We start from the raw sequence: 19,976 nt of genomic DNA, 5'->3' as shown, positions 1-19,976 counted from the left end.
GCCAATGTGCCCGCGCCGCAAACAGATTGACACTAGTCTCATAAAATGAGATTTTTAGTTATTCGCTCTTTAAGTAGAAAACGACCTGCAAAGGCAGGCGCATTGGGCGCCCCGGCGTCCGATCATGGGGAGGAAACACAGATGAAGCGCATGTTGACCCGCACCGCCCTTGCCCTGGCGGTGGGCGGCCTTTCCCTCGCGGCGACATCCGCCGCACGGGCCCAGTTCACCGATGGCGTCGTCCGCATCGGCGTGCTCAACGACCAGAACGGCATCTATGCCGACATGGCCGGCCCCGGCTCGGTCGCGGCCGCGAAGATCGCGGTGGAGGAGATCGGCGGCAAGATCGGCAACACGCCCATCGAGATCATCGTCGGCGACCACCAGAACAAGCCGGACATCGGCCTCAACATCGCGCGCAAGTGGCTCGACGTGGACGGCGTCGACATGATCGCCGACATCCCCAATTCCTCCATCTCGCTGGCGCTGGTCCAGCTGGTGAAGGAAAAGAACAAGGTGGCCGTCATCGCCACCTCCAACAGCAATCGCCTGACCGGCGATTCCTGCACGCCCAACCATGTCCACTGGACGCTCGACAATTACTCCCTCGCAAAGAGCACAGCGACGGAAGTGCTGAAATCCGGCGGCAACAGCTGGTACTTCGTGACGGTGGACTATGCTTTCGGCCACGACATGGAGCGCGAGGCAGGCCAGATCGTGAAGAATGCCGGCGGCACCGTGGTCGGCTCCGTCCGCCATCCGCTCGGCTCGTCGGACCTCTCCTCCTTCCTGCTGCAGGCCCAGGCCTCCGGCGCCAAGGTCATCGGCTTCGCCAATTCCGGCGCCGACTTCACCAATTCCATGAAGCAGTCGGCCGAATTCGGCATCACCCAGGGCAAGCAGAAGCTGGCGGCGCTCGCCGTGTACCTCACGGACATCAAGTCCCTCGGCCTCACCAGCGGCCAGGGTCTCTACCTCAGCGAGCCGTTCTACTGGGACCTCAATGACCAGACGCGTGCCTTCGCCAAGAAGTTCTCGGAGAAGATGAACGGCGCCATGCCCACCTCCTTCCAGGCGGGCGTCTATTCCGGCGTGCTCCACTATCTCAAGGCGGTCCAGGCCCTCAACAGCGATGCGGACGGCCGCGCCATCGTCGCCAAGATGAAGGAATTGCCCACCGATGACCTCGCCTTCGGCAAGGGCTACGTGCGGGCCGACGGCCGCAAGATCCATCCCATGTACCTGTTCAAGGTGAAGAGCCCGGCCGAGTCCAAGGGGCCGTGGGATCTCTACACCAAGATCGGCGAGACGCCTGCCGATCAGGCCTTCAAGCCGCTTGAGGCCGGCGGCTGCGCCCTCGTGAAGCAGAACTGAGCTCGCCGGGCTGTTCCCTTCAGCGAAGCCGGGAGGCTGCGGGCTCCCGGCCGAATGCTCCGCTCAACCCGAGTCCCGCATCGATTTTCAGGAGCTGAACATGGTCGCAATCACCCCCGGCCTCGCCGGCGAGGACAGGCTCGGTCCGAAGGAGTCCCGCTACGTGGACGTGGCGAGCCTGCCGTGGAAGCCCACCCCCACCAAGGGTATCGACATGAAGATCCTCCTCCTCGACGAGGAGACCGGGCTCATGACCGCCCTCTTCCGCTGGCAGCCCGGCACCGAGCTGCCCCGCCACGAGCATGTGGAGATCGAGCAGACCTACGTGCTCGAGGGCAGCATCGTGGATGCGGAAGGCGAGGCGCTCTCCGGCAATTATGTCTGGCGCCCGGCGGGCAACCAGCATGTGGCCCGCTCGCCCAACGGCGCGCTCGTCATCTCCATGTTCCTGCGCCCCAACAAGTTCCTCGACGGCGATCTCGCCGGCCACGAACTCAAGTAATCCCATTGGCACGCCGGGGCGGCCGGGCTTGTCCGGCCCCGCGGCTGTGCGAAAGGCCATCATGCGCATCGTCCGTTTCGAACATCAGGGCCGCATCCAGTTCGGCACGCGCCGGCAGGACGACGTCGTCCCCTTCGCGGGGCTGGCGGGAGGATCCTTCACCGCCCTTCTCGCCGCCCTGCAGGGCGCAGCGCCCCTGCCCGAGGCCAATGCCATTGCGCTGGCGCAGGTGAGCCTGCTGCCGCCGGTGCCGCTCACGGGCAAGATCATCTGCATCGGCCTCAATTATGCGGACCATGCGCGCGAGGGCGGACACCCCATCCCCACCTATCCGGCGGTCTTCCTGCGCACCGCCACTTCGCTGGTCGGCCACGGGCAGCCGCTGGTGCGCCCGGCCCTGTCCGAACGCTTCGACTATGAAGCCGAGCTGGCCGTGGTGATCGGGCGGACCGCGCATCATGTCCGCGCCGCCGATGCCCTTCAGCATGTGGCGGGCTATTCCTGCTTCAACGACGGCTCCATCCGCGATTTCCAGCGCAAGTCCACCCAGTGGACCATGGGCAAGAATTTCGACCGCTCCGGCTCCATCGGCCCCGAGCTGGTGACGCCGCGGGCGCTGCCCTCCGGCGTCGACAACCTGCGCATCGCCGCGCGGCTCAACGGCGAGACGCTGCAGGACGGCTCCACCCGCGAGATGATCTTCCCCGTGGCGAACCTCATCGAGACCCTCTCCGCCGTCATGACGCTGGAGCCCGGCGACGTGATCGCCACCGGCACGCCCGCAGGCGTCGGTTTCGCCCGCACGCCGCCGCGCTTCATGCAGGCCGGCGACCTCATCGAGATCGAGATCGAGGGCATCGGCATCCTCGCCAACACAATCGTCGATGAGGCGCCCGACGCCGCAGAGCAGGAAAGCCATCGCCCATGATCGTCGAAGAGCGGATGTATGTGCTCCACACCGAGGTGAACATTGCCGACTACATGGCGATCTACACCAGCGAGGGCCTGCCGCTGCAGCGGGAAATCCTCGGCGGCTTCCTCGGCTATTTCACCACCGAGATCGGCACCCAGAACCAGCTCGTCCACTTCTGGGCCTATGCGGACCTCGATGAGCGTCGGAAGCGGCGCGAGAAGCTGGCGGCGCAGCCCGGCTGGCAGGCGTGCCTCGTGAAGATACGGCCCATGATCATGACCATGGAGAACCGCATTCTCGTTCCCACCGCCTTCTCCCCCTGGCCCGGCGGCAGCCCCGCTGTGGGTTGAAAGCCGCACGGGACGCGGGTACGCGACGGGATGTCTAGATCACCGCCTCGCGCGGGAGCGCTGAACGAACCGGGCCGGGGTGGAGAGGGGCCCCGCATTCTGCTCTTGAAAGACGTGTCGGCGGCTCGGCCTAAGCGTCCCCTTCATGGCGCCCCGGCCAGGGCGAGGCCGATCAATCGTCGTCCCGGTCGGGGACCCGTTCCAAGCGCGCGGGGTCGAACTTCGCCTTCATCCGCGCCCCTTGCGGGTTGGTAGCGCGCACCTTGTAGCAGCCGTCGTCCGAGCGGATGGAGAGCACCGTCCAGCCTTCGGCCTCCAGCTTCTTCTGCAAAGCCTCACGCGGCTGCCAGTCGGCCAGAGGCACATTGCAATCGTGCTCTGCGGACGCCGGCGTGGCGGCGAGGCCGGCAACGACCAGGCCCGCCAAGATATTCCGCACTGCCAACCCCGAGCGTTTCACCGCACGAACTCCTTCCGACCAAGCCTGATGAAAAGCACGCCAAGCTGACACTCACCTGAACGCAGGGGCAGATTCTCTCGCCCGTTCCACGTCCGGCCGCGCTAGATTGCCATGCGCCCCGCCGAGGTGACAGATGCGTATCCTGCTGATCGAAGACGATCCCGTCCTGGGCATGGCCGTGCGCGACCAGATCGTCGCGGACGGGCACGGCGCCGACTGGGTGACGCGCCTTGCCGACGCCGAACACGCCGTCCATGCCGCGGCCTTCGATCTGATCCTTCTCGACCTCATGCTGCCCGACGGGCGCGGCTCCGACTTTCTGAGGAAGCTGCGCAGCACGGGCGACGCGACGCCGGTGATGGTGCTGACCGCCCGCGACCAGATCTCCGACCGCATCGCGGCCCTCGACGCCGGCGCCGACGACTATCTGGTGAAGCCGTTCGACCTATTCGAGCTGTCGGCGCGCATCCGCGCCGTGGGGCGGCGCTACGCGGGTAATCCCAACCCGCTGGTCACGCTCGGAGACATCGAGGTGGATCTTGCCGCCCGCTCGGTGCGCCGCGCCGGGCAGGCCGTGGCCCTGACAGCGCGGGAATGGGCGCTGTTCGAGGCCTTCGTGCAGCGGCCGCACCAGCTCATGTCGAAGCCGCAGCTGGAGGAACGGCTCTATTCCTTCGATGCGGAAGTGGAGAGCAACACCATCGAGGTCTATGTGGCCCGTCTGCGCAAGAAGCTCGGTGCCGACGTGATCGAGACCGTGCGCGGCATGGGCTATCGCCTCGGCACGCCGGGAGGCGGCGCATGAGCGGACGCTGGAGCCTGCGCCGGCGCCTCGGCCTGTGGCTCGCGTTGTCGGTCGCCGCGCTGTGGCTCGCCGCGGCAACGGTCGCCGGGCTGGTGCTGCGGCACGAGATCGACGAGGTCTTCGACAGCGCATTGCAGGAGGTGGCCCAGCGCGTGCTGCCCCTCGCCTATTCCGAGCTGCTCGCGCGCGAGGATGGGGCCGGCACGCACCACATGCCGCCCGTAGGCCCACACCGCGAATTCATCACCTATGTGGTGCGTGACGCCCAAGGCCGTGTGCTGCTCCAGTCCAGCGACGCCGAGCAGATGGCCATTCCCGCCGGCCTCGCCCCCGGTTTTCACACCACGCCCCGGCTGCGCACCTACACGGAAGCGGCGGTGCGTGGCACCGTCATCGTCACCACGGCGGAGGAGCTGGACCATCGCGCCGCCGCGGTCTGGCGCGCGGTCATGGCGCTGATCTGGCCGCTCGTCGCCCTCGTGCCCATCGCGCTTGCCGGTGTCTGGCTCACGCTTCGCCTCACCTTGAAGCCGGTGCTCGCCTTCCGCCATGCCATCGCCGCGCGGGGGCGGGGCAACCTGGCGCCGGTGCCGGAGCAGGGTTTGCCCGAGGAGATGGCACCCGTCGCAGGCGCCGTGAATGCGCTCATGGAGCGCCTGCGCGGGGCGCTGGAGGCGGAGCGGGGCTTTGCCGCCAACAGCGCCCATGAGTTGCGCACCCCCATCGCCGCCGCTCTGGCGCAGACCCAGCGGCTCGTGGCCGAGCTGCCGGAAGGACCGGCGCAGGAGCGCGCGCGCGCCATCGCAGGCGCGCTGCGCCGCCTCTCGCGCCTGTCGGAGAAGCTGCTCCAGCTCGCCAAGGCCGAAGGCGCCGGCCTGCTCGCGGAGGCGCCGGCGCCGCTCGCGCCGGTGCTGCGCCATGTGATAGCCGACATCGACCGCCGGACCGACCGCGCGGGAGACATCGCCCTCAGCATCGCGGCGGAGGGCGGGCCCATCAGCGATCTGGACCCCGACGCCTTCGCGGTTCTGGCACGCAATCTCATTGAAAATGCTTTGAAACACGGCGCGCCGGACACGTCGGTCCAGGTCCGCCTCACCGCCGACCGGCTGGAAATCACCAACCACGGCGCCGTCGTTCCGGCGGAACGGATGGCCCAGTTGCTGCGGCCGTTCGAGCGGGGACCGACGGGGGCGGAGGGCTCTGGCCTCGGCCTCGCCATTGCCGCCGCCATCTGCCGCGGGGCGGGGCTAATGCTGGAAATCGCCTCGCCCATCCCGGGGGCGGCGGAGGGCTTCAGCGCCGTCGTGCGCTTTCCCGAAGCGCGATCCTGACAGCAAGCTGAACGCGATTCAGCAGGGGGTTCAGGCGGCTGTCAGGTTGGTTCGAGAGGGTGTCAGCGTCATCAAACGCCGGAGCCCTCCATGAAGACGCGCACCCTGATCGGAACCGCCCTCCTCCTCTCCACCGCCGGTCTCGGCGTGGCGCTGGCGGCGACCCAGATCGACCATCTCGATCTCCCCTTCCACAGCCGCGACGAAGCTGTCCGCGCCGACGCCCGCCCCCTCCGTCTCGCTGACAACGACCACCGGCGCGAGGGCAAGGAGCGCCATCACGGCCGCCATCACGACGATGATGACGACGACGACGACGATGACGGCCGCCCGGGCGCCCGGCCCGGTGCCGTTCCGCAGAACGGCCCGGCCGATCCCGCCGCGCCGGTGCCGGACAACGGCCTGTTCCAGGGCAAGGCCCGGCCCAAGGTCGAGGTGCAGTGACCCTCGGCCGACCCCGCACACCTTCAAAGGAATAATCAGATGAAATTCGTTCTTCCCGCCGTGGCGGCCACCGCCACCCTGCTGTCGCCGGTGCTGGCCGAGGCGCGGCAGGTCACGTTCGAGACCACCCTGAAGCCCTACGGCGGCAACGGCGCCTATGTGGTGCTCTACGTCACCGATGCGGCCGGCGCCTACAAGGGCACGCTCTGGATGGCCGGGGGCAAGGCGAAATACTACCGCCACCTCTCCGACTGGCAGCGCGCCTCCGGCGGGCGCCCTGCGGAGATCGACGGCATCACCGGTGCCAGCATCGGTTCCGGCAAGACGCTGAAGATCACCCTCGATCTCGCCGATGCCATGATCGATGCCGGCTACCAGGTCCATGTGGACACGGCGGTGGAGGACGGCATGGACAATCCCTCCGAGGTGGTCACCCCCCTCGCCGCAGGCGCCTCCGGCAAGCCCCTCGCCGGCAAGGGCTATGTGAAGTCCTTCACCGTCACCTTCTGATCCCCCTTCGGACACCCCCCAAAATGCTTCGCCGCCTCCATGGCCTGCCCGGCATCGCGCTGGCGCTGGCCCTTGCCGTCACTGCCCTCTCCGGCACGGTCCTTTCCGTGCAACCGGCGCTGAACCACGTTGCCGCCGCGGCCATCCCGGCATCCGCCAGCGTCGCGGACGTCGCGGGTGCGGTCGCCGCGCGCCATCCCGGCGTCAGCGCCATCCGGCTGCGGGCGGACGGCAGCCTCACGGCGGCCTTCGACGATGATGGCACGCGTGGCGTGGAGCGTATCGATCCCGCCACCGGCGCGGGGCTGGGGCCTTACGCGGTGTCGGACACCACCCGCTTCATCACCAACCTGCACCGCGCCTTCCTGATGGGCGATGCGGGGCGCGTGGCGGCGGCCATCGGCGCGCTGGCGATGCTCGGCCTCAGCGTCTCCGGCCTCCTGATGCTGGCCCGCCGGCTCGGCGGCATGGGGGCGCTGCTGCGGCCCATCCGCGGCACCCCGGCGCAGCGCTGGCATGGCGAACTCGGCCGGCTCGCGGCCGTGGGCCTGCTCCTGTCGTCGCTGACCGGCCTGTGGATGTCGGCGGGCACCTTCGGGCTTCTGCCGGAAACGGCGGCGACCACCCCCGCTGTCACCGCCAGCGGCGGCGCGCCGGCGCCCGTCGGGACGCTCGCCGGCCTGAACAGCGTGAAGCTCCAGGATCTGCGCGAACTCACCTTCCCCGACCCCGCCGACCCCACCGACGTCTTCACCCTCGTCACCGCCGATGGCGAGCGGCTGGTGGATGCCGCCACCGGCGCCACCCTCGCCATGACGCCGGCGACGGCGCTGGAGCGGATGAACGACCTCGTGCGCACGCTGCACACCGGGCGCGGCGCCTGGGTGCTCGGCCTTTTGCTGGGCCTCGCCTCGGCCATGGTCCCCGTGCTCGGCGGAACGGGCCTTGTCCTGTGGCTGCGGCGGCGGGCGGCGCGGCCGCGCATCGGTGCCAATGTCCCGGCGCGGGCGGCGGATACCGTGATCCTCGTGGGCAGCGAAGGCAATTCCACCTGGGGTTTCGCGGGCACCCTGCACGCGGCCCTCGCCGCCGCTGGCCACAAGGTCCACACCGCGGCCATGAATGACGTGAGCGCGGCGCATATGGCCGCCCCGCGCCTGCTGGTGCTCGCCGCCACCTATGGCGAGGGCGCGGCGCCGCAATCGGCCAGACACTTCCTGTCCCGCCTCGCCACTCTGCCGGGGCAACCGGCTGTGGCGGTGCTGGGCTTCGGCGATCGCAGCTTCCCCCATTTCTGCCGGTTCGCGCGCGACGTCGCCGATGCGCTGGATGCGCGCGGCTGCCCGCAGCTCCTGCCCATGAAACGGGTGGATCGCCGCTCGCCCCAGGAATTCGCCCAATGGGGCCACGATCTGGGGGATGTGCTGGGGCACGACCTCGTGCTCACCCATGTGGCGGAGCCGCCCAAGACCACCCAGTTGGTGCTCGCGGGGCGGGAGCTTTACGGCGAGGCGGTGGGCGCACCCGTGGCGATCCTGCGCATCACGGCGCCCGTTGACCCGCGCACCGGCGCGCCGGGCCCCCTGCCCGCCTTCGAGGCCGGCGACCTCGTGGGCATCGTGCCGCCCGGCGATGCCATGCCGCGCTTCTATTCGCTGGCCTCCTCCACCCGCGACGGTGTGCTGGAAATCTGCGTGCGGCTGCGCGAAGGCGGCCTGTGCTCCACCTTCCTGCACGGGCTGCGGCCCGGCGAGGGCATCGATGCCTTCATCCGGGAAAATCCGACCTTCCGTCCGGCCAAGGGACGCGGCCCGCTCATCCTCATCGGCGCGGGGGCCGGCATCGGGCCGCTGGCCGGCTTCGTGCGGGCCAATGCGGCGGGCCGGCCGGTGCATCTCTATTGGGGCGGGCGGAGCGCGGCGTCCGACTTCCTCTATGAGCACGAGCTGGCCCAGCACCTCGCCGAGCGGCGGCTGACCACCCTGCGCACCGCCTTCTCGCGGGATGCGGACGGGAGCGCCTATGTGCAGGACCGCATCGCCGCCGATGCCCCGCGTCTGCGGGAACTGGTGAAACAGGGCGCGCAAATCCTCGTCTGCGGCGGCCGCGACATGGCCGAGGCCGTGACCCGCGCGCTGGAGCCGGTGGTGCGCCCGCTGGGCCTCGACCTTCCCACCCTCAAATCGAGCGGACGCTATGTCGAAGATGTCTATTGATGCGGGTCGGGATGCGACGGCGCTCCGCCGCCGCGCCCTGAGCGGCCCGGCCATGGGTGCGCGCTGGTCCGCCACCTTCTTCGCCGCCGGCGACGTGGACGAAGCGGCGCTCACCCACGGCCTCCAGGCCGCGGTGGAGCGGGTGGAACAGCAGATGTCCACTTTCCGGCCGGACTCCGATCTGGAACGGCTGAACGCCGTGCCCATCGGGGCGTGGATGCCCATCCCCCGCGAGCTGATGCATGTCCTCTCCACCGCGCTGGAGATCGGCCTCCTCTCCGGCGGGGCGTTCGACATCGGGGTGGGCGATCTGGTCCGGGCATGGGGCTTCGGCGGAGCGCCGGGGCCGGATGGCGGACGCATCGCGGGGCTTGCCGGCCGCCCCTCCTTCGAGCCGCCCAAGACCTTGCAGCTCGATCCGGCCGGCTGCCGCGCGCGCCGTCTGGCGCCGCTCCGGCTCGATCTGGCCGGCATCGCCAAGGGCTTCGGCGTAGATGAGCTGGCCCGCGAGATGCGCGCGTCCGGCCTCTCCTCCTTTCTGGTGGGCATCGACGGCGAGATGCGCGCCGAAGGCCTGAAGCCGGACGGCCGGCCGTGGACGGTGGCGCATGAGCGGCCGTCCGTGGGGGAGCGGGACATCCTCGGCGTGCTGGAACTCTCCGGCGCCGCCGTCGCCACCTCGGGCAATTATCGCCATCGGGTGGAGGTGGCGGGGCGCGTGCTCTCCCACACCATGGACCCGGCGCGGGGGGCGCCGCTGGAGAATGACCTTTGCGCCGTCACCGTGCTCGGCGAGACCTGCATGGCGGCGGACGCCTGGGCGACCGCTTTGCTGGTGCGTGGGGCAAGCGAGGGGCCAGCCCTCGCCCGCCGCCTCGGGCTCGCGGCGCTGTTCGTGCGCGCGGACGGCACAATGGAGGGGACGGGTCCGCTGGCTCAGCCCGCCGGGGCGTAGAGACGGCGCCGGTCCTCATCGCGCCGGGCGTCTCACTGGGCCAGGAAGCCGCCGTCCACCGCCAGCACGTGACCTGTCACCATGGCCGCCATGGGGCTCGCGAGGAACAGGATGGCGTCCGCCACCTCCTCCGGCTCGGCGATGCGGCCGAGCGGCATCAGCTTCTCGATGGCGGCGAGCTTGTCCGGATCGCGCATCAGCGGATCGATGAAGGGCGTGCGCACCCAGGTGGGCGCAACCGCATTGACGCGGATCTTCACCGGCGCCAGCTCGATGGCCAGCGCGCGGGTGAAATTCACCACCGCCCCCTTGCTCGCCTGATAGGCGGGGTTGGGATAGGGCCCGCCGCCGCTCAGCCCCATGATGGACGAGACGTTCACGATGGCGCCGCCGCCCCGCGCCGTCATGGACGGCACCGCCGCCCGCGCGCAGAGGAAGCCGCCGGTGACGTTCACCGCGAACACCTTCTCCCAGTCGGCGAGCTGGAGTTCCGTCAGCCCCTTGCGGATGGAGAGGCCGGCATTGTTGACGAGGATGTCGAGGCCGCCATGGCCGGCCACCACCTGCCCGAACGCGGCGGAGACCGCCGCCTCGTCGGTCACGTCGAACGCCAGCGCCTCGGCGCCGGGGATGCCGGCAGCGGCGCGCGCGGCGGCCTCGCCGTCCCGGTCGGCGAGGATGACGCGGGCGCCGGCCTCCGCCATGGCGGTTGCGGCAGCAAGGCCGATGCCGCTCGCCCCGCCCGTCACCACCGCCACCCGTCCTGTCAGATCGAGCCTTCGCGCCATAGTCCGTCCCCGGTTCCGCCGTGCCGCCGTCGCGGCCGAGAGGAGTGGTGATAGAAGATCGCCCGGCCGATCTCCAGCCTTGCGCCGCAGGCCGGACCCGCATGACAAGACCTGCCGCCTTCGACTAGAACACAGCCTTACACAGCGACGATGGATCGATGGAGCAGGGACTTCCAGACAGCGCCGCACCGGATGGGTCCGTGCGCCGTCCACTGAGGGCGCGCCTCGCCCGCCTCACGCACGAACCGGCGCCCCTCGCAGCGCTTGAAGCATTGCCGTGGCATTCCTGGATCGTCGTCGGCCTCGTCTCCATCGGTGCCTTCGTCGGGCAGCTCGACGCCACCATCGTCCAGCTCGCCCTGCCCACGCTGGCGACCACGTTCGACGCCGGGCTGCATGCGGTGAGCTGGGTGTCACTGGGCTATCTCGTCGCCTTCGCGTCCTTCCTGCCGATCTTCGGGCGCCTGTGCCAGATGTATGGCCGCAAGACGCTTTATCTCCTCGGCTATCTCGTCTTCGTCGCGGCCAGCGCTTTGTGCGCCCTGGCGCCGGACCTGCCGTCGCTGGTGGCGGCGCGGGTGGTGCAGGGGATCGGCGGGGCGCTGCTCGGCGCCAACAGCATCGCCATCCTCGTCGCCGCCGTGCCGGAGGACAAGCGCGGCCGGGCGCTGGGCGTGTTCGCAGCGGCGCAGGCCATCGGCATGAGCGCGGGGCCGGCGGTGGGCGGCATCGTGCTCGGTGCGCTGGGCTGGCCGTGGATCTTCTGGCTGACGGTGCCGTTCGGCCTCCTCGCAGCGATGGCCGGCTGGATCGCCCTGCCCCGCACGCGCGGCGCGCGCCCCGAAGCCCGTTTCGACTGGCTGGGGGCCCTGCTGCTCGCGCCGGCTCTGGTCATCCTGGTGCGGGCGCTGAACCACGCCGCCGGCTGGGGGCTCACCTCCCCCGAGACGATCGGCAGCGTCGTGCTCTCCGCCGGGCTCATCTGGCTGCTGGTACAGCAGGAGCGGCGCGCGGCGTTTCCGCTGGTGGACCTGAAACTGTTCGCCAATCCCGGCTTCGCGCTGGGCGCGGGCGCCGTGGTGCTCGGCTATGCCATGCTCTACGCCATGTTCTTTCTCATGTCGTTCCTGCTGGAGCACGGCTACGGGGAACGCGCGTGGGAGGCCGGCCTGCGCCTTGCCGTCATTCCGGTGATTCTCGGGCTGGTCGCGCCGTTCAGCGGCGGCCTCGCCGATCGCCTCGGCATCCGCGTGCTCGGCGCCAGCGGCATGGGCGTGTGCCTGCTGGGTCTGCTGGTGCTGGGCCTCGGCGTCGGCGATTCGGCCGCAAGCCCGCTGGTGAGCTTCGGCGCCTTCATGCTGTTCGGCGCGGGGCTCGGCCTGTTCATCGCCCCCAACAACCACGCCACCCTCAAGGCCGCGCCGCCGGAGCTGGCGACGCAGGCCGGCTCCCTGCTGAACCTCATGCGCGTGCTGGGCACCAGCCTCGGCGTCGCGGGGGCGACGTCCACCCTGTCGCTGGGCCTGAAGCAAGCCGGGGGAATGACGGACCGGATGAGGGATGTGTCGGGGCCGGCGCTGGTGAATGCCGTGGAATGGGGCCTCGTCCTCGTCGCCATCATGGCGCTCGTTGCCGCAGTCCTCTGCGTCCTGCGGCGCCGCACGTAACGGCATGCGGAAGGTGCGGCATCCGTGCATCGGCCGGAGGAGCGATTCACGCACCGGAGTATCGACGCCGCCGGTTACCCCGTCTATGGTCCGATGGCATCCAGCAGGTTGCATGCACCCATCCGCGGCGGGATGGCGCGCAGCCCTGCCGGGATTGCCCCAGGAGCGGACGCCATGGATTTCGATCCCGTCACCCTCGCGCGCATGCAGTTTGCCTTCACGGTCTCCTTCCACATCATATTTCCCGCCTTCACCATCGGCCTGTCCGCCTTCATCGCGACGCTGGAGCTGATCTGGCTGTGGACCGGGAAGGACGTGTTCCATCGCCTCGCGCGGTTCTGGACCAAGATCTTCGCCGTCTCCTTCGCCATGGGCGTGGTGTCCGGCATCGTGCTGTCCTATCAGTTCGGCACCAACTGGAGCCGCTATGCCGAATTCGTCGGCTCGGTGGTCGCGCCGCTCATCGGCTTCGAGGTGCTCACCGCCTTCTTCCTGGAGGCGACCTTCCTCGGCATCATGCTGTTCGGCTGGAACCGGGTTCCGCCGTGGCTGCACGTTCTGTCCTGCTGCGTGGTGGCGTTCGGCACCTTCATGTCGGCCTTCTGGATCCTCGCCGCCAACAGCTGGATGCAGACGCCGGCCGGCTTCGATATCCGCAGTGGCGCGGCATACCCGCTCGACTGGCTTGAGATCATCTTCAACCCGAGCTTCCACTGGCGCCTGCCGCACATGCTGCTCGCCGCCTACCTCACCACCTCGCTGGTGGTGCTCTCGGTGGGCGCGCGCTACCTGCTCGCCGGCAAGTTCAAGGAAGAATCGAAGGTGATGATGGTGATGGGCATCGGCATGCTCGCCATCGTCGGCCCCATCCAGGCCTTCGTCGGCGACAGCCACGGCCTCAATACCGCGCACTACCAGCCGGCCAAGATCGCGGCGGTGGAGGCGCACTGGGACAGCTCCAAGCCCGCGCCCCTGGTGCTGTTCGCCTGGCCGGACGAGAAGGCCGAGAAGAACCTGTTCGAGATCTCGATCCCGCACGGCGCCTCGCTGATGATCACCCACAGCCTCGACGGCCTTTTCCCGGGCCTCAAGGACTTCCCGCCGCAGGATCGCCCGCCGGTGTTCGGCCCCTTCTTCGGCTTCCGCGCCATGGTGGGCGTGGGCGTCGTCATGATCCTTCTGGGCTGGATCGGCGCCTGGCTGATCTTCAAGGGCCGTGAGACCACGACCCGCTGGTACCTGATCGTCACCTCCTGGGCATGGCCGCTGGGCTTCATCGCCATCCTCTCCGGCTGGATCGTCACCGAGCAGGGACGGCAGCCCTGGGTGGTGGAGGGGCTGCTGCGAACCGAGGATGCCATGTCGCCCCTCGCCGGCTGGACCGTGGGGCTGTCGCTGACGCTGTTTGTGGTCGTCTACGCCGTGATCTTCGCCACCGGCATCCACTTCATGAACCGGCTCATCGTCCGCGGTCCCGACCAGACCTTGATCCAGCCGCCGGCTCGCGAACGCCCCACCCGCCCCATCGCCGCCGCCCATGGCGAAGGCCAGATGACCCCCGGAACCTGACCCGCCGACGCGCAGGAGGACATGACCATGGAATGGTATCTCCCCGTCATCTGGGGTCTCATCATCGGCGTCGCGGTCATCATGTATGTGGTGCTCGACGGCTTCGACCTCGGCATCGGCATCCTTTTCCCCTTCGCCAAGGAGGAGAAGGAACGCGATGTGATGATGAACACCGTCGCCCCCTTCTGGGACGGCAACGAGACCTGGCTCATCCTCGGCGGCGGTGGCCTGTGGGTGGCCTTCCCCAAGGCCTATGCCGTGGTGATGCCGGCGCTCTATCTGCCGGTCATCATCATGCTGCTGGCCCTGGTATTTCGCGGCGTCGCCTTCGAATTCCGATGGGTCGCGGCCTCCAGCCGGCGGCTGTGGAACTTCGCGTTCGCGGCCGGTTCGCTGGTGGCGGCCTTCTTCCAGGGCATCATCCTCGGCGGGCTGGTGCAGGGCATCACCGTGAAGGACGGCGCCTTCGCCGGCGGCCCGCTCGACTGGGCCACCCCCTTCGCCCTGCTGTGCGGCGTCGGCGTGGTCGTGGGCTATGCCCTGCTCGGCTCGACCTGGCTGCTGGTGAAGACCGAGGGCGCCGTCGCCGACCGGGCGCGGAGCCATGCCATCCCGCTGCTCCTCGCCGTCGTCGTGCTGATGGGGCTGGTGAGCCTGTGGACTCCGCTGGCGTTCGATCGCATCGCCACGCGCTGGTTCTCCCGGCCCAACATCTTCTTCCTGGCGCCGGTGCCCATCATCACCGCCGGGCTCACCTATCTGGTCTGGCACTGGCTGAAGACGGGACGGGAGATGCTGCCCTTCTTCGGCACCATCGGGCTGTTCGTGCTCGGCTTCCTCGGCCTCGCGATCTCGACCTTCCCCTATTTGGTCCCGCCGAGCCTCACCGTGTGGCAGACGGCGGCCGCTCCGCCGAGCCAGATCCTGATGCTGTTCGGCGTCATCTTTCTGCTGCCGGTGGTGTTGGGCTACATCGTCTTCGTCTACTGGATTTTCCGCGGGAAGGTGCGGGAAGGCGAAGGCTACCACTGAAGCCAGGGCCGCGGCCGGACGACCCCGGCCCCGGCCCCCGTCTTATGCCCTTGGCCTCGCCTCACGCGGCGAGGCTGCCCAGCTCCTTGTCGATGAAATAGGCGGTGTGGGGTCCCTCGCCGATGAGGTCGATCCGGTCGAGGATCTTCCGGCAGAGCTTTTCTTCCTCGTGCTGCTCGCGGGAGAACCATTCGAGGAAGGAATCGGTCTCGAAGCTGTTCTCGGCGCGCGCGAGCGTGATGGCCTCGACGATGTGGGCCGTCACCTTGCGCTCCTCTTCCTGAATGCGCAGGAACAGCTCGCGGACGTTGCCCGCGGAGATCACCGGCCGCTGGTGGCCATGCAGCGCGATTTGCGCGCCGAGGTCATCGAGGAACTCGAAGAACTTCAGCATGTGCCCCATCTCCTCCTTGGCATGGCCGAGAAGGAACTTGGTCACGCCCTCGAACTTGTGGGCGGACGCCCAGGCGGCGGCCTGGGTATAGACGTGATGGGCCTCCATCTCGCCGTTCAACAGCTCGTTCAGCTTCGCTTCCAGCTTTTCACTGACCATCGCCTTCTCCACCAAGAGAGAACCGCCGCGCATGACGCCGGCGGAACGGGGAAGGGCGGCACCGGCACTGTCCATGGCCGGCCACGACCGCGCTTCCCGCACGGATGTGCAGGAGCCGGCGGCGGCGGATCAATCGGCACGCATCAATCTTGCGCCAGATTTGGATTGGGCCAATTCAAGCGCGCCGCTCAAACGCGTGGCGCGGTGCCGGCTTGCGCCAGCTTCTCGACCGCTTCCAATCTCTCGTTGAGAGCTATTCCGCAGCGTCCGGGACCGGCCCGCCGCCGAACAGGCCCAGTTGCTGCTCGCGCACCGGCGCGAAGGAGCGGCGGTGGTGCAGGCAGGGGCCGTGGGTGACGAGCGCGGTGCTGTGCTCCGCCGTCGCGTAGCCCATGTGCCGCTCGAAACCGTAAGCGGGAAAGGCGGCGCCGAGAGAAGCCATCAGCCGGTCCCGCACCACCTTGGCGACGATGGAGGCCGCGGCGATGGAGGCGATCTGCCGATCGCCGCCGATGATCGCCTCGACCGCGCAGGGCACCTTCGGCGGGTCGTTGCCATCCACCAGCAGGAAGGCCGGGCGGCGCGGCAACCCGCGCACCGCCTGCGCCAGCGCCCAAAGGGTCGCCTGCCGGATATTGTCGCGGTCGATGCGCTCGGGCGGCGCCATGGCCACCGCCACTTCCGCCGTCGCGCAGATTTCGAGATACAGCGCCTCGCGCTTCGCCCGCGTCAGCCGCTTGGAATCATCAAGGCCCTGCGGCACCCGTTCCGGATCGAGCACGACCGCGGCCGCAACCACCGGCCCCGCCAATGGCCCGCGCCCCACCTCATCCGCACCGGCGATGGGCGCATGCCCCTGGGCGTAAAGGCCACGCTCCCGGGTGAAATCGAGACCGATCCAGGCATCCACGACAGGCACCTTGACCTTCGGCGGACGGCCGCGCGGGCGCGCAGCAGGCTGCGGCTCGATCGAGGTGCGGCTGGGGTTCGGCTCTCGGCGTGGCGGCATCGGCCCGGCGTTCGCCCGATGAGGCCCCGGCGACAGGCGAGCCGAGCGATTCGGCCACGCCGTCGTTGATAGCATGGAACCGGGGCGGGGGCCGGGGATTGCTCCTTGTGCCGTGTCAGCCCATGTTCAAGCTCAGGGTTCAAGCTGCCGGCGTTGGCGTCCGCGGGAGAAGAGCATGCGGTGGGAGGATTTCCGCTCCAGCGATAATGTTGAGGACCGGCGCGGCGATGGCGGCGGCGGCGGCGGGTTCCAGATGCCCGGCGGCCGCGGCGGCCTCGGCATCGGTACCATCATCATCGTCGGCCTGATCGGCTGGGCGCTGGGAATCAATCCGGCGCTGCTGATCGGCGGGCTGGAGGCGATCAACGGCGGCGGCTCCACCCAGCAGGCCGCCCCGGCCCCGCAGCGCGGCCGGCCGACTGCCCCGCCCACCGACCAGCTTGGGCGCTTCGCGGCGGCGGTCCTCGCCCAGACCGAGGACGTGTGGACCGAGCTGTTCCGCGCCGACGGCAAGACCTACCAGGATCCGAAATTGGTGCTGTTCTCCGGCTCCACGCGCTCGGCCTGCGGCGGAGCCCAGTCGGCCATGGGGCCGTTCTATTGTCCGCTGGACCAGAAGGTGTATCTCGACCTCACCTTCTTCCAGGAGATGAAGAGCCGCTTCAAGGCGGGGGGCGACTTCGCGCAGGCCTATGTGATCGCCCACGAGGTCGGCCACCATGTGGAAAACCTCATCGGCATCCTGCCCAAGGTGCAGCAGGCCCAGGCCCGCGCCTCGTCCCGCGCCGAGGCCAACAACCTCTCGGTCCGCGTCGAACTGATGGCCGATTGCCTCGCCGGCGTATGGGCCTACCACGCCAACGACCGCTTCCGCATTCTGGAGCCCGGCGACGTGGAGCAGGCGCTCAACGCGGCGAGCGCCATCGGCGACGACACGCTGCAGAAGCGCTCCCAGGGCTTTGCGGTGCCGGACAGCTTCACCCACGGCACGTCGCAGCAACGGGTGAACTGGTTCACGCGCGGCCTGAAGACCGGCTCCATGCAGCAGTGCAATACCTTCTCCGGCGCGATCTGAGGGACGCCCGCGCCGACCCCGGCCGAATCGACGCGTCATTGCCTTCCGGAATGACGCGTCTGATGGCCGCTGATGCCGCCGCCTCGGTCCCGGCGAACGCCCGCCGCCGGCGTGCCAAACACCTGTCCAGGACCTGCTCTCCCTTGTCTGCTTGAGCGCGGCGGGAGGCATGCCCCCTTGCCTCCGGGCGGCTGGCGTGCGAAGCAGCATCAACGCACGGCGCCGCCGCGGGAGAAGCCTCTCGCGCGGACCGTTCGGCGTCGGCCATTGAAACCTCTTGCAGCCTTCGCTATAGGGGCCGACAACTCATTCCGAAGGGGCCATGCGGCCATCCCTCGGCCCCGGTCGGTGCCTTGCACCAAAGCCTGCGCGCCACGCGGGCGGGCCGCGACCGCAAGGGCCGAGCATACGAGAGGCGTCAGTCCATGTCTTCGACGTTCGACACGGTGGCCAACATCATCGCGGAAACCTGCGACATTCCGCGCGACACCATCACGCCGGACAGCCACGCCATCGACGATCTTGGCATCGACAGCCTCGACTTCCTCGACATCGCGTTCGCCATCGACAAGGCCTTCGGCATCAAGCTGCCGCTGGAGCAGTGGACGCAGGAAGTGAACGACGGCAAGGCCACGACCGAGCAGTATTTCGTGCTCAAGAACCTCTGCGCCCGCATCGACGAGTTGGTCGCTGCGAAGGCCGCCTGAGGCCGATAGATGCGTCCTGAAGTCTTCAAGATGATCGACCGGGTCGTCGCCATCGACCCGTCGCTGGAGAAGATCCACTGCCAGGGCATGGTGCCCGAGGAAAGCTCCATCTTCGAGGGGCACTTCCCCGGCTACCCCATCATGCCCGGCGTGCTGCTCATAGAAGCCATGGCGCAGACCACCGGCTGGCTGGTGCTTGCGCGCAACCGCTTCGAAAAGATGCCCTTCCTCGCCACCGTGAAGGAAGCGAAGCTGCGTACCTTCGTGCTGCCGGGGCAGAACCTCGACCTTTACTCGCAGATCCTGCACGAGGGTTCCGGTTTCGTCGTCGCCAAGACGAACGCCACCCTTGAGGGCAAGCCCATCTGCAGCGCCGAGCTCACCTTCCGCGTGCTGCCCTGGCCCGAGGGCAAGATGAAAGCGGTGGTGATGAAGGTTGCCGAGTACGTCTCCTTCCCCCTTTCGGAATTTGCCGATGCCTGACGTGACTGAAGGCCGGGGCCGGATCCAGCGCGACGTCTGGATCACGGGCATCGGCCTCGTCTCCTCCCTCGGGGAGGGGCTCGATGCCCATTGGCAGGCCTTCGCCGCCGGCTCGGCCCCGGTGACGGACAACACCACCTTCGCGCCCTATGTGGTCCATCCGCTGGTGAAGGTGAGCTTCGACAACCAGATCCCTAAGAAGGGCGACCAGCGGCAGATGGAGCCCTGGCAGCGCATCGGCACCTATGCGGCCGGCCTTGCGCTCGACAGCGCGGGCATCGCCAAGAACGCCGAGATCCTGTCGAACACCGACATGGTGGTCGCGGCCGGCGGCGGCGAACGCGATTTCCAGGTGGATGCGGCGATCCTGAACGATCTTTCCGCCTCCAACGATGCCGGCCGCCTCCTGAACGAGCGCCTGCTGTCGGACCTGCGGCCGACCCTCTCGTTGGCCCAGCTCTCCAACCTGCTCGCCGGCAACATCTCCATCGTCCACGGCGTCACCGGCTCCTCGCGCACCTTCATGGGCGAGGAAAGCTCGGGCGTGGACGCCGCGCGCATCGCCTATGCCCGCATCGCGGCGGGCCAGAGCGAGATCGGCCTCGTGGGCGGCGCCTACAATGCCGAGCGCGAGGACACGCTGCTCCTCAACGATCTCGACGCCTTCTGCATGAAGGGCGAATTCAGCCCGGCCTTCACCGCCCCCGGCATCGCCTCCGGCTCCATGGGTGCCTTCCTGGTGCTGGAATCGCCGGAGCATGCCAAGGCCCACGGCGCCACGCCCATCGCCAAGCTGTCCGGCGTCTGGTCGGAGCGGGCCAAGCGCGCCGTCGCCGGGGCCGTCACCGCCAAGGTGAAGTCGCTCCTCGACAAGGCCGGCACCGCACCGGGCACCGCCGTCATTTCCGGCGTCACCGGCGCCCGTGAGGCGACCGAGGCCGAGGCCGAGGCGCTGACCGCGAGCGGCCTGCCTGTGCGGGCCGTCGCCAATCGCATCGGGCACGGCTTCGAGGCCCAGTTTATCGCCGCCCTCGCCCTTGCGGCGCTGACGGTGTCCAAGGGCACCCTGTTCCCGCCACTCGCCGGCGACCCGCTTGAAAAGGCGGCGGACAGCGTATCCCGCGTGATCGTGACCCAGGTGGGCCACTGGCGGGGCGAAGGCGCCGGACTGGTGGAGAAGGCCTGAGGGCTTTTCTCCCTCTCCCGCGAGGGGAGGACGGACGATTGTCC

Annotated in this window: 21 protein-coding genes; 17 read left to right on the top strand and 4 right to left on the bottom strand. The window is 69.0% G+C overall.

The features are described 5' to 3' along the window. The first annotated feature begins 141 nt into the window (after positions 1 to 141). The 4 genes from A37E_RS0116935 to A37E_RS0116920 all read left to right on the top strand — a co-directional run bounded on the left by A37E_RS0116935 (position 142) and on the right by A37E_RS0116920 (position 3,139). Positions 142 to 1,374, top strand: coding sequence for an ABC transporter substrate-binding protein (locus tag A37E_RS0116935; RefSeq protein ID WP_029557699.1), 1,233 nt, complete (start codon positions 142 to 144; stop codon positions 1,372 to 1,374). 100 nt (positions 1,375 to 1,474) lie between these two features. Continuing rightward, positions 1,475 to 1,876, top strand: coding sequence for a cupin domain-containing protein (locus A37E_RS0116930; RefSeq protein WP_024279902.1), 402 nt, complete (start codon positions 1,475 to 1,477; stop codon positions 1,874 to 1,876). A gap of 61 nt (positions 1,877 to 1,937) precedes the next feature. Beyond that, entirely contained in the window at positions 1,938 to 2,804 is an 867-nt protein-coding gene (locus A37E_RS0116925) for a fumarylacetoacetate hydrolase family protein (RefSeq protein ID WP_051679120.1), read from the top strand. Next, complete coding sequence (locus A37E_RS0116920) at positions 2,801 to 3,139, top strand: NIPSNAP family protein (protein ID WP_029557697.1); 339 nt, start codon at positions 2,801 to 2,803, stop codon at positions 3,137 to 3,139. The genes A37E_RS0116925 and A37E_RS0116920 overlap by 4 nt, the downstream gene beginning before the upstream one ends. Positions 3,140 to 3,311: 172 nt before the next feature. Here the strand turns inward: A37E_RS0116920 and A37E_RS0116915 are convergent, their stop codons facing one another. Further along, positions 3,312 to 3,566 carry a PepSY domain-containing protein gene (locus A37E_RS0116915; RefSeq protein WP_245279361.1) on the bottom strand — a complete coding sequence of 85 codons (255 nt, stop codon included), beginning with the start codon at positions 3,564 to 3,566 and terminating at the stop codon, positions 3,312 to 3,314. Between the two features lie 166 nt (positions 3,567 to 3,732). Between A37E_RS0116915 and A37E_RS0116910 the strand changes: the two genes are divergently transcribed. The 6 genes from A37E_RS0116910 to A37E_RS0116885 all read left to right on the top strand — a co-directional run bounded on the left by A37E_RS0116910 (position 3,733) and on the right by A37E_RS0116885 (position 9,863). After that, positions 3,733 to 4,404 (top strand): response regulator transcription factor, encoded by a 672-nt coding sequence (locus tag A37E_RS0116910; RefSeq protein ID WP_029557695.1) that lies wholly within the window; start codon positions 3,733 to 3,735, stop codon positions 4,402 to 4,404. Beyond that, the gene (locus tag A37E_RS0116905; protein ID WP_029557694.1) at positions 4,401 to 5,738 is read left to right on the top strand and encodes an ATP-binding protein; all 1,338 of its coding nucleotides are present in this window, start codon (positions 4,401 to 4,403) and stop codon (positions 5,736 to 5,738) included. Before A37E_RS0116910 ends, A37E_RS0116905 begins: the two co-directional genes overlap by 4 nt. Positions 5,739 to 5,828: 90 nt before the next feature. Beyond that, positions 5,829 to 6,182 (top strand): hypothetical protein, encoded by a 354-nt coding sequence (locus A37E_RS0116900; RefSeq protein WP_029557693.1) that lies wholly within the window; start codon positions 5,829 to 5,831, stop codon positions 6,180 to 6,182. Positions 6,183 to 6,221: 39 nt separating this feature from the next. Then, positions 6,222 to 6,692: a DUF2271 domain-containing protein gene (locus A37E_RS0116895; protein ID WP_029557692.1), complete on the top strand. Its 471-nt coding sequence runs from the start codon at positions 6,222 to 6,224 to the stop codon at positions 6,690 to 6,692. A 23-nt stretch (positions 6,693 to 6,715) separates the two neighbouring features. Then, entirely contained in the window at positions 6,716 to 8,908 is a 2,193-nt protein-coding gene (locus A37E_RS0116890) for a PepSY domain-containing protein (protein ID WP_029557691.1), read from the top strand. Beyond that, entirely contained in the window at positions 8,889 to 9,863 is a 975-nt protein-coding gene (locus A37E_RS0116885; protein WP_029557690.1) for an FAD:protein FMN transferase, read from the top strand. The genes A37E_RS0116890 and A37E_RS0116885 overlap by 20 nt, the downstream gene beginning before the upstream one ends. Positions 9,864 to 9,895: 32 nt before the next feature. On the opposite strand, the gene A37E_RS0116880 is transcribed toward A37E_RS0116885, so the two are convergent. Further along, complete coding sequence (locus tag A37E_RS0116880; protein ID WP_029557689.1) at positions 9,896 to 10,651, bottom strand: SDR family NAD(P)-dependent oxidoreductase; 756 nt, start codon at positions 10,649 to 10,651, stop codon at positions 9,896 to 9,898. A 200-nt stretch (positions 10,652 to 10,851) separates the two neighbouring features. Here A37E_RS0116880 and A37E_RS0116875 point away from each other — a divergent pair, with 200 nt between their 5' ends. The 3 genes from A37E_RS0116875 (at position 10,852) to cydB (ending at position 14,919) form a co-directional block, all read left to right on the top strand. Then, positions 10,852 to 12,318: an MFS transporter gene (locus A37E_RS0116875; protein WP_197023001.1), complete on the top strand. Its 1,467-nt coding sequence runs from the start codon at positions 10,852 to 10,854 to the stop codon at positions 12,316 to 12,318. Positions 12,319 to 12,492: 174 nt separating this feature from the next. Further along, positions 12,493 to 13,887, top strand: coding sequence for a cytochrome ubiquinol oxidase subunit I (locus tag A37E_RS0116870; RefSeq protein WP_029557687.1), 1,395 nt, complete (start codon positions 12,493 to 12,495; stop codon positions 13,885 to 13,887). Between the two features lie 27 nt (positions 13,888 to 13,914). Then, complete coding sequence (gene cydB / locus A37E_RS0116865; protein WP_029557686.1) at positions 13,915 to 14,919, top strand: cytochrome d ubiquinol oxidase subunit II; 1,005 nt, start codon at positions 13,915 to 13,917, stop codon at positions 14,917 to 14,919. Positions 14,920 to 14,980: 61 nt separating this feature from the next. On the opposite strand, the gene A37E_RS0116860 is transcribed toward cydB, so the two are convergent. Together A37E_RS0116860 and A37E_RS25450 are read right to left on the bottom strand one after the other, a co-directional pair. After that, complete coding sequence (locus tag A37E_RS0116860; protein WP_029557685.1) at positions 14,981 to 15,472, bottom strand: ferritin-like domain-containing protein; 492 nt, start codon at positions 15,470 to 15,472, stop codon at positions 14,981 to 14,983. 253 nt (positions 15,473 to 15,725) lie between these two features. Beyond that, on the bottom strand, positions 15,726 to 16,481 hold the full coding sequence (locus A37E_RS25450; RefSeq protein ID WP_029557684.1) for a ribonuclease HII: 756 nt from the start codon (positions 16,479 to 16,481) through the stop codon (positions 15,726 to 15,728). 175 nt (positions 16,482 to 16,656) lie between these two features. On the opposite strand from A37E_RS25450, the gene A37E_RS0116850 reads away from it, so the two are divergent. From A37E_RS0116850 to A37E_RS0116835, 4 genes are all read left to right on the top strand, one after another. Then, a complete protein-coding gene (locus tag A37E_RS0116850) occupies positions 16,657 to 17,556 on the top strand; it encodes a neutral zinc metallopeptidase (RefSeq protein ID WP_029557683.1) in 900 nt (299 codons plus the stop codon). A 425-nt stretch (positions 17,557 to 17,981) separates the two neighbouring features. Beyond that, positions 17,982 to 18,263, top strand: coding sequence for an acyl carrier protein (locus A37E_RS0116845; RefSeq protein ID WP_012113283.1), 282 nt, complete (start codon positions 17,982 to 17,984; stop codon positions 18,261 to 18,263). A gap of 9 nt (positions 18,264 to 18,272) precedes the next feature. Continuing rightward, positions 18,273 to 18,746, top strand: coding sequence for a 3-hydroxyacyl-ACP dehydratase FabZ family protein (locus A37E_RS0116840; RefSeq protein WP_024279919.1), 474 nt, complete (start codon positions 18,273 to 18,275; stop codon positions 18,744 to 18,746). Further along, positions 18,739 to 19,932 carry a beta-ketoacyl-ACP synthase gene (locus tag A37E_RS0116835; RefSeq protein ID WP_029557682.1) on the top strand — a complete coding sequence of 398 codons (1,194 nt, stop codon included), beginning with the start codon at positions 18,739 to 18,741 and terminating at the stop codon, positions 19,930 to 19,932. The genes A37E_RS0116840 and A37E_RS0116835 overlap by 8 nt, the downstream gene beginning before the upstream one ends. The last annotated feature ends 44 nt before the right edge of the window (positions 19,933 to 19,976 follow it).

It is taken from the genome of Xanthobacter sp. 91 (genome assembly GCF_000702385.1).
GTDB lineage: Bacteria > Pseudomonadota > Alphaproteobacteria > Rhizobiales > Xanthobacteraceae > Xanthobacter > Xanthobacter aminoxidans.
Note: the sequence above shows the minus strand (reverse complement) of the source record. Positions and strands in the feature narration are given on the sequence as shown.